Source organism: Adhaeribacter aerolatus, assembly GCF_007991635.1.
Taxonomy (GTDB): Bacteria; Bacteroidota; Bacteroidia; order Cytophagales; family Hymenobacteraceae; genus Adhaeribacter; species Adhaeribacter aerolatus.
Genome location: NZ_BJYS01000060.1, coordinates 22,723 through 29,646, shown reverse-complemented (window position 1 = coordinate 29,646; position 6,924 = coordinate 22,723). Strand labels below are relative to the sequence as shown.

Sequence of the window (6,924 nt, the reverse complement as noted above, 5' to 3'; positions counted from 1 at the left end):
CTGAAAAGAAGTGGGAAACTGCTAATCCTAAAAAGTTACCTTCCTTTTATTTCGTCTCTCTATTTATTTCGGAATTAACCTATAAACATTTAATGTTGGTTAGGTTAAAACCGATCTAAGGTATATAATTAAATGAATGAAGAGAGAAATTTCTCATTTTACCTGTATCAGAGTAGGTTAATTCACAATATTTATTTATTATATCGTTTCAGGATAAAGGTCCTGTCAAAAAACCAACTTCTTCCTGTTCATGAATTTTGTAGCTCCTTTATTTTTATATGCGCTTTCAGCTATAGCCATTCCAATTATTCTGCATTTAGTAGAGCTGAGGAGAGCGAAGAGAGTATTATTTACCAATGTTTCCTTTATAAAGGAGGTTAAAAATATTACTTCCAAGCACCGCCGCCTGAAGCAACTACTTATATTACTTGCCCGCATAAGCTTTATCATCTTTCTGGTACTGGTGTTTGCCCAGCCGTATTTGCCAGCTAATTCCACCATTGACAATGCCCGAGACTATAAGATATACATCGATAATTCGCTTAGTATGCAAAATGAGTCGAAGGAGGCAAATAGAAACTTATTGGATCAAGCAGTTAGCCATAGCCAACGAATCCTGAGCAACTTATCAGCCTCTAACCGGATAAATATTCAGGATAATTTCCGACGGACCAATAGCTATACCGATTACACTGCGATAAAAGCTAAAAATTATTTAGCGGATTTGAAGTTATCGGCCAATACCAAAAACTTTCCGGCGCTCCTTGCCGGGTTTTCGGTGGGAACTCCGAAGCCTTATAATGCTTTTATCTATTCTGATTTTCAACGGAATACCTTTCATCTAAATTACATTGCTGATTTGGCGCAAGCTCCTAACGATTATTACCTGGTGCATTTAAAAGGAAATGCTACCTATAATGCTTTTGTAGATAGCATTTATCTAGAAGATGAATTTGTCAGGCTGAATGCTAATAATAAAATCAGAGTCAGAATAAGGAATAGCGGGACCGATAATGTGGAAGGTAGTAATGTTAAGTTCTTTATCGGTGAACAGCAGGTGTCGGCGCTAAGTGTATCTATACCGGCTAAACAAACCAAAACCGTAGATTTGGTTTACCGTTTAACCGATACCGCTTTAAAACCTTGTAGAATTGTGCTGCAAGATTACCCGATAGATTTTGACAACACCTATTATTTTACGTTGCAGGCTTCGGCCCAAATTAATGTAGTGGATGTAGCCGAAAACCGGAATGCGCCCACTACCCGGGTATTTACCAACGAGCCGCTTTTCAAATACCAGGTTGTTTCGCCGCAGCAATTTAACTATACCTTGCTAAAGGAAACAGACTTAGTAATTTTAAATGCTGTAACCCAGCTTACCCCCGCCTTTGCCGAGAATTTAGAAGAATATGTGAGAGGCGGCGGCAATGTAGCCTTTATTCCGGCTAATACCGGAAATGCTAATTCTTACGCTACTTTCTTTCAGAGGCTTGGTTTAAATAATATCAGGTATCAACCAATTGCTGGTACAACCGCGCCGGTGCCGGTTGAGTTAGCCGCGTTGGACGTAAATAATCCTTTTTTTACGAATATATTTGAAGCCAACGCCACAAAAATGAAAATGCCGGGGGCTGCCCCCGTTTTAAGCTGGAACCGATCCTCGGCCGATATTTTAAAGTACCGGAATGGCGGCAATTTTTTATCTGAATTTAGAAAAGGAACCGGCAAGGTATATCTCTTCTCTACCCCCCTGCAAGAAGAATTTACTGATTTCCCGAACCATGCTATTTTTGTACCCATTATGTATAAAATGGCCATGCAAAGCTACAAGCAAAAACAAGAAGTAGCTTATACGCTGGGTGGCGCTGTTATTCAATATCCGGTTTCGAATAATAATTCTAAAGAAGTAATTAAACTGGTAAGAGATAGTTTGGCTTTTATTCCGGAGCAGCAAGTAAAAGATGGGGTGGCTAATTTAGTAGTACCGGATGACCTGAACGAGGCAGGATTTTACAAATTGCAGGTGGGCAACACTGACCTGACTACCGTAGCACTTAATTACAATAAAAAAGAATCGGAGTTAGATACTTACAGCTTAACCGACCTGAAGAATATGGTAGGTGATGCTAAAAATATTAAGGTATTAGATGCTTCGGACGAGATAGGAATAAAAAATTTGGTTGCGCAGGATAACTTAGGCACACAACTATGGAAATATTGCCTAATATTGTGCTTAATTTTTGCACTAACCGAAATCCTGTTAATCAGGTTCATGTAACATGACTATTCTGCTTAAAGGAATCCAAATTGTTCATCCGGCATCCAGCTATCACAACCAAATTACCAATCTTTTAATAGAAAACGGCCGCATTGCCTATATCGGTCCCGAAGAAAAGTCGGCGGAGCAGGTAGTGGCAGAAGAAGGCTTGTGCGTCTCCATAGGTTGGCTGGATATGCGTACCTGGGTGGGGGAGCCGGGCCTGGAGTACAAAGAAGACTTCGGAACCGCGGCCCAGGCGGCGGCCAAAGGCGGCTTTACCGAAATTTTGCTGATGCCGGATTTGCAGCCGGTAGTTCAGACTAAAAATGCAATAGGTTATGTGCAGCAACAGGCCATTAGTTTGCCGGTTACCTTGCATGCAGCCGGAGCGGTTACGGTAGATGTGCAGGGCAAAGACCTGACCGAAATGATTGATTTAAACCGGGCCGGCGCTGTTGCCTTTACCGATGGGGAAGCTACTATTCAGCAGGCTGATGTGCTGGTGAAAGCTTTGCATTACGTGCAATATTTTAATGGGCTGGTTATGCAGCGGCCCCGCGACAAGTACTTGAGCCAATTAGGGTTGATGCACGAAGGCGTGGTGAGTACCCGTTTGGGTTTGAAAGGAATACCCGCCCTGGCCGAAGAAGTAATGGTCGCCCGTGATTTGCAACTTTTAGAATACGCGGGCGGTAAGCTGCACTTTTCTTTATTATCCAGTGCGGGGTCGGTAGAATGCGTGCGGCAGGCGAAAGCTAAAGGCCTGGCCGTAACGTGCGATATTGCCAGCTATCAGGTAGCTTTTACCGACGAAGATATCATCGATTTTGATACCAATTATAAAGTAGACCCACCTTTCCGCTCCCAGGCCGATAAAGCAGCGCTGATACAAGGCTTGCAGGACGGTACCATCGATGCCTTGGTATCGGCCCATAAACCGCAGGACACCGAATCGAAAAAGCTGGAATTTGATTTGGCGGAATTTGGGATAATAAACCTCGAAACGGCTTTTGCGGTGGCTAATACTTATTTATACCAGCAGATGAGTCTGGAAGAAATTATTCAGAAATTTACCATCGCACCCCGCCAAATATTAAATTTACCTTTACCCGATATAAAAGAGGGCGAGCCGGCTAATTTAACTTTATTCAACCCAGCCAAGAAATGGATACCGCAAAAAGGAACAACAGCATCCAAATCAGATAATAGTCCGTTTTACGGTACCGAATTAAGAGGCCAGGTTTATGGAATTCTGCACAAAAACAATCTGGTGCCGAATCCGGAATATTAGCCTATATTCGTATAAATAAATTAAAATTACGCATTAATGTTCGATCAGGCAGTAGTGCGAACCGGCATCAGGTACGGCGTTTTATGTGCCTTGGTAAGTTTCGCAGTTACTTTAGTTATTTATCTGGCCGGTGAAAATCCGTACGGACAAACCAGTTTGTTTAGTTTGGTGGCCATGCCGGCTTTTATATTCATGGGATGCTCCTATTTTAAGAAGTACGACGACCAGAATTTAGGATTTTTAAAGGCTTTACGGGTAGCTTTAGCCATAACTTTTTACGCCGCGCTGGCTTCGGCCATGTTTTTGTATATTTTTTCGGTATTTGCGGGTATAGAGGCCATTCAGCGGCACATTGGGGAAATGAAAATGATACTGGAGACTACTAAAACCGAAACCATTAAGCTGATAGGCGAGGCTAATTACAAACAAACTTTGGAGCAGCTAAATAAAACAACGCCTTACAGCCTGGCTGCAGATGATTTCATGAAGAAATTATTTACCGGGTTCCTTATCTCTATAGTGGCAGCCGTTTATTTCCGGAAATAAATCTCTAACCTATAACCAGCATAAAAATGAACGATAATGACTTAACAGTAGCGCAGCCTAAAGCTCCCTGGTTCCCTATCTCTCTGAAATACGGGATTATTTTTGGGCTTATTTCGGGTTTGGTAAGCGTTGTTATTTTCCTGACCGAAAATTTTGGCAATATCTGGTTAGGCATGGTAGTGGGGCTTCTTGTTTCGATAACCGGTATTGTACTTACCCACCGGGAGTATAAAAACAACAATGGCGGCTACATGTCTTACGGTCAAGGCTTAATTAGTGGTATTGTTATGTCAATTATTGCCGGATTAATCAGCGGTACCATTTCGTTCTTATACATTAAGTTTGTGGACCCAACTATCCTGGAAAAGATGAGTGAGTTACAAATCCAGATGTTGGAAAAAATGAATTTTCCGGAAGACAAAATGGAAGAAGCAATTGCTAAAATGGAAGAAGAGAATACTGCTTCTAAACAATTAACGGGCGGTTTATTCAGCGGCCTGATAGGCGGGTTTGTTTTATCCCTGATTGTTTCGGCCTTTACCAAAAGAACCCGGCCGGAATTTGAATAACTTACATGATTAACCATACCCTTAATATTTCGGTTGTAATTCCTTTATTAAATGAAGCCGAATCGTTGCCGGAATTAACCCAGTGGATAAGCCGGGTAATGCAGGAAAACGGCTATACTTACGAAATAATTTTAGTGGATGACGGCAGTACCGACACTTCCTGGAAAGTTATTCAGGAACTAGCCATCATCAACGGCAATATTAAAGGCATTCGGTTTAACCGCAACTACGGTAAGTCGGCCGCCCTGAACGTGGGTTTCCAGGAATGCAGCGGCGAAGTGGTTATTACCATGGATGCCGATTTGCAGGACTCACCCGATGAAATTCCGGATTTATACCAACTGATAAAATACGAAGGTTTCGATTTAATTTCGGGCTGGAAAAAGAAGCGATATGACCCGCTTTCCAAAACCATTCCGACCAAATTATTTAATGCCGTTACCCGTAAAATATCGCACATTAACCTGCACGATTTTAACTGCGGTTTAAAAGCTTACGACCAGCGCGTGGTTAAAAGCATTGAGGTGTACGGCGAAATGCACCGTTATATTCCGGTAATAGCCAAGTGGAATGGCTTCGGCAAAATCGGCGAAAAAGTAGTTCAGCACCAGGAACGTAAATACGGCACCACCAAGTTCGGGTTAGAGCGTTTTGTGTACGGCTTTCTCGACTTATTATCGATTACCTTCGTTTCGCGGTTTAAGAAACGGCCCATGCACTTTTTTGGTACCATGGGTACGCTATCATTCCTGGCTGGTTTTTTAATTACACTCTGGCTCATAGGCGAAAAGGTTTATTACTCTTTCTTTCTGCACCAGCGCGTACGGAACGTGGTAGATCAACCTTTATTCTTCCTGGCACTGGTAGCTTTAATTATTGGTGTGCAGTTATTCCTGGCCGGCTTCCTGGCCGAAATGGTATCTTTAGCAGGTGCCCGCCGGAACGATTACCTGGTCCGCGACCAGGTGGGATTGTAGCAGCATGGCAAAAGTAGTAATTATTGGTCCGGCTTACCCGTTGCGCGGTGGTTTGGCTACCTATAACGAGCGACTGGCCGAAGCTTTTACGAGAATATGCTACAATTAACTATAATCGCGTAGGAATGGTATTTAAATGATACAAAAAATTGCTATAATTGGGCCAGCGTATCCATATCGGGGTGGTATTGCTACCTTTAACGAACGCCTGGCGCTTGAACTGCAGAATGCCGGTCATCATGTTGATTTAATTACTTTTACCCTTCAATATCCGGAATTTATTTTTCCGGGTAAGACCCAGTTGTCCTCCGACCCACCGCCGCAAAATATACGGATCAGGAAACTGATTAATACTTTAAATCCACTGCATTGGATAAAAGCCGGTTTTGAAATTAAAAATGCTAAGTACGATGTAATAATTTTCCGTTATTGGATGCCTTTTTTCGCGCTATCTTTTGGTACTATGGCGCGAATTATTCGGGGTAATAAACAATCTGCGCTTTATGCACTAACCGATAATGTGAAACCGCATGAAAAAAGGCTGGGTGATAACCTGCTTACCTCCTTTTTCTTCAGCCAGATGGATGGTTTTATCTATATGTCTAATACTGTACTTCAGGACTTGAATAAATTTGAACCCACCAAACCAAAGTGGTTTCATTTGCATCCTGTTTTTGATGTTTTTGGCAGTCAAAAGACAAAGGAAGAAGCCCGTACAAATCTTAAACTATCTTCTAAAGGCAAATATATCTTATTTTTTGGCTTAATAAGGGAATATAAAGGCTTAGATATTTTGCTGGAAGCAATGGCTGACGAGCGATTAAAAAGTATTGAATTAAATCTAATCATCGCAGGCGAATTTTATAGTAATCAAGAAAAATATTTGAAATTAATAGTTGATCTGGCGTTAACTGAGAGAGTTATTTTAAAACCATTCTATATTTCAGATAAAGATGTAGCGGATTATTTTTGTGCTGTAGATGCCGTGGTTCAGCCTTATAAAACTGCTACCCAGAGCGGAGTAACACAGATTGCTTATCAGTTTAACAAACCTATGATTGTTACTAATGTTGGTGGATTGCCTGAGCTAGTGCCTGACAATGAGGTTGGTTTTGTAACTGAGGTGTCAAAAGATGCAATTGCAGATGCAATATTTAAATTTTATAATTTAGGGCTAGAAGAAAAGTTCTCAAACAATATAGCTGAAATTAAAAAGAAATTTTCCTGGAGCACTCTGGCACAACTAATATTAAGACTTAAAAAAAACAATTAACATTCATT

General features: G+C 41.4%; 6 protein-coding genes. All 6 read left to right on the top strand.

The features are described from left to right. The first annotated feature begins 250 nt into the window (after positions 1 to 250). The 6 genes from AAE02nite_RS25495 (at position 251) to AAE02nite_RS25470 (ending at position 6,916) form a co-directional block, all read left to right on the top strand. Positions 251 to 2,278, top strand: coding sequence for a BatA domain-containing protein (locus AAE02nite_RS25495; protein WP_146905471.1), 2,028 nt, complete (start codon positions 251 to 253; stop codon positions 2,276 to 2,278). Position 2,279: 1 nt separating this feature from the next. Further along, positions 2,280 to 3,551 carry a dihydroorotase gene (locus AAE02nite_RS25490; RefSeq protein WP_146905468.1) on the top strand — a complete coding sequence of 424 codons (1,272 nt, stop codon included), beginning with the start codon at positions 2,280 to 2,282 and terminating at the stop codon, positions 3,549 to 3,551. 36 nt (positions 3,552 to 3,587) lie between these two features. Then, entirely contained in the window at positions 3,588 to 4,097 is a 510-nt protein-coding gene (locus AAE02nite_RS25485; protein ID WP_146905464.1) for a DUF4199 domain-containing protein, read from the top strand. A gap of 26 nt (positions 4,098 to 4,123) precedes the next feature. Beyond that, entirely contained in the window at positions 4,124 to 4,666 is a 543-nt protein-coding gene (locus tag AAE02nite_RS25480) for a DUF4199 domain-containing protein (RefSeq protein ID WP_146905461.1), read from the top strand. A 5-nt stretch (positions 4,667 to 4,671) separates the two neighbouring features. Further along, on the top strand, positions 4,672 to 5,643 hold the full coding sequence (locus AAE02nite_RS25475; RefSeq protein WP_146905458.1) for a glycosyltransferase family 2 protein: 972 nt from the start codon (positions 4,672 to 4,674) through the stop codon (positions 5,641 to 5,643). A gap of 136 nt (positions 5,644 to 5,779) precedes the next feature. Continuing rightward, the gene (locus AAE02nite_RS25470) at positions 5,780 to 6,916 is read left to right on the top strand and encodes a glycosyltransferase family 4 protein (RefSeq protein WP_146905455.1); all 1,137 of its coding nucleotides are present in this window, start codon (positions 5,780 to 5,782) and stop codon (positions 6,914 to 6,916) included. Positions 6,917 to 6,924: the final 8 nt, after the last annotated feature.

Coding starts and splice junctions, on each gene's coding strand:
- AAE02nite_RS25495 (WP_146905471.1), top strand. CDS start 251: ATGAATTTTGTAGCTCCTTTATTTTTATATGCGCTTTCAGCTATAGCC.
- AAE02nite_RS25490 (WP_146905468.1), top strand. CDS start 2,280: ATGACTATTCTGCTTAAAGGAATCCAAATTGTTCATCCGGCATCCAGC.
- AAE02nite_RS25485 (WP_146905464.1), top strand. CDS start 3,588: ATGTTCGATCAGGCAGTAGTGCGAACCGGCATCAGGTACGGCGTTTTA.
- AAE02nite_RS25480 (WP_146905461.1), top strand. CDS start 4,124: ATGAACGATAATGACTTAACAGTAGCGCAGCCTAAAGCTCCCTGGTTC.
- AAE02nite_RS25475 (WP_146905458.1), top strand. CDS start 4,672: ATGATTAACCATACCCTTAATATTTCGGTTGTAATTCCTTTATTAAAT.
- AAE02nite_RS25470 (WP_146905455.1), top strand. CDS start 5,780: ATGATACAAAAAATTGCTATAATTGGGCCAGCGTATCCATATCGGGGT.